At 69.1% G+C, this 1,412-nt stretch carries 1 protein-coding gene; it reads left to right on the top strand.

All coding sequences use genetic code 11. The features are described from left to right. The first annotated feature begins 113 nt into the window (after positions 1-113). On the top strand, positions 114-1,376 hold the full coding sequence (locus EAD98_RS01165) for an ISL3 family transposase (RefSeq protein ID WP_121652237.1): 1,263 nt from the start codon (positions 114-116) through the stop codon (positions 1,374-1,376). Positions 1,377-1,412: the final 36 nt, after the last annotated feature.

Below are 1,412 nucleotides of genomic sequence, written 5' to 3'. Positions count from 1 at the left end.
TATGGGTCTTGTGACGTGTCTGTGGGTGGTTGGGCGCGTCGTTGATGGCGCACGCCGTTGTCCTGCCTAGGTTCTGGCTTGTCGAAGGTCAGAACTATGGGCGGGAGAACGGCGTGCGTTCTGCCAGGGTATGGGCTGGGCTGCTTGGGGTCGAGCAGGCGGTGGTGGAGGGTGTGGAGTTCGATCCGGTCGAGTCGGTGGTGGTGGCTCGGGTGCGGGTGCGTAAGGGCGCGTCGCGGCGGTGTCCGCATTGCGGGCGGCGGTGTGCGCGTTATGACGCCGGGGTGCGGCGGCGGTGGCGGGCGTTGGATGTGGGTGTGGTCCGGGCGGTGGTCGAGGCGGACGCGCCGCGGGTGTCGTGTCCGGAGCATCAGGTGGTGGTGGCGGCGGTGCCGTGGGCTCGTCACGGGGCGGGGCATACGCGGGCGTTCGACGCGACGGTGGCGTGGTTGGCGGTGCATACGGCGAAGTCGGCGGTGTCACGGTTGATGCGGGTGGGGTGGCGCACGGTCGGGGCGATCGTGGCCCGGGTGTGGGCCGACACCGGTGGCTGTGAGGACCGGTTCGACGGGTTGCGTCGTATCGGTATCGATGAGGTCAGCTACAAGAAGGGCCACCGGTATCTGACGGTCGTCGTCGATCACGACACGGGCCGGCTGGTGTGGGCCGCGCCGGGCAAGAGCGCGGCCACGTTGCAGGCGTTCTTCGACCTGCTCGGCCCTGATCGGGCCGCGGCGATCACGCACGTGTCGGCTGACGGCGCGGACTGGATCAGCACCGTCGTGCGGCGCCGCTGCCCGAACGCGGTCCGCTGCGCGGACCCGTTCCACGTCGTGGCCTGGGCCACCGATGCCGTGGATCGGGTTCGCCGGCAGGTGTGGAACGAGGCCATCGGACGTGGGGCTGGCCGTCGCGGTGTCGCTGTCGGTGCGGCCCGGCAGGTGAAGAACACCCGCTGGGCGTTGTGGAAGAACCCGCAGAACCTCACCGACGCCCAGCAGGCCACGCTCGCCTGGATCGCCAAGACTCACCCCCGCCTGCACCGGGCCTGGGCGTTGAAGGAAGGCCTACGGCTGGTGTTCACCCTGGCCAAGACCAGCCCACCCGCGGCGGTCGAGGCCCTGGACCGGTGGATCGGATGGGCCCGCCGCAGCCGCATCGACGTCTTCGTCGATCTGCAACGACGCGTGAGCCGTCACCGCGACGCCATCCTCGCCTCCATCGAACACGGCCTGTCCAACGGTCGCATCGAGTCCGTCAACGCCAAGATCCGCCTGATCACTCGGATGGCCTTCGGCTTTCACTCACCCGACGCCCTGATCGCCCTGGCCATGCTCAGCCTGGGCGGCCACCGACCCCAACTCCCCAGAAGATGAGCACCATCGACCCACACACCCAACAGAAGACCCATA

This window comes from Micromonospora sp. CV4 (genome assembly GCF_003667455.1).
GTDB lineage: Bacteria > Actinomycetota > Actinomycetes > Mycobacteriales > Micromonosporaceae > Micromonospora.
This window is presented reverse-complemented; position numbering and strand designations above follow the sequence as displayed.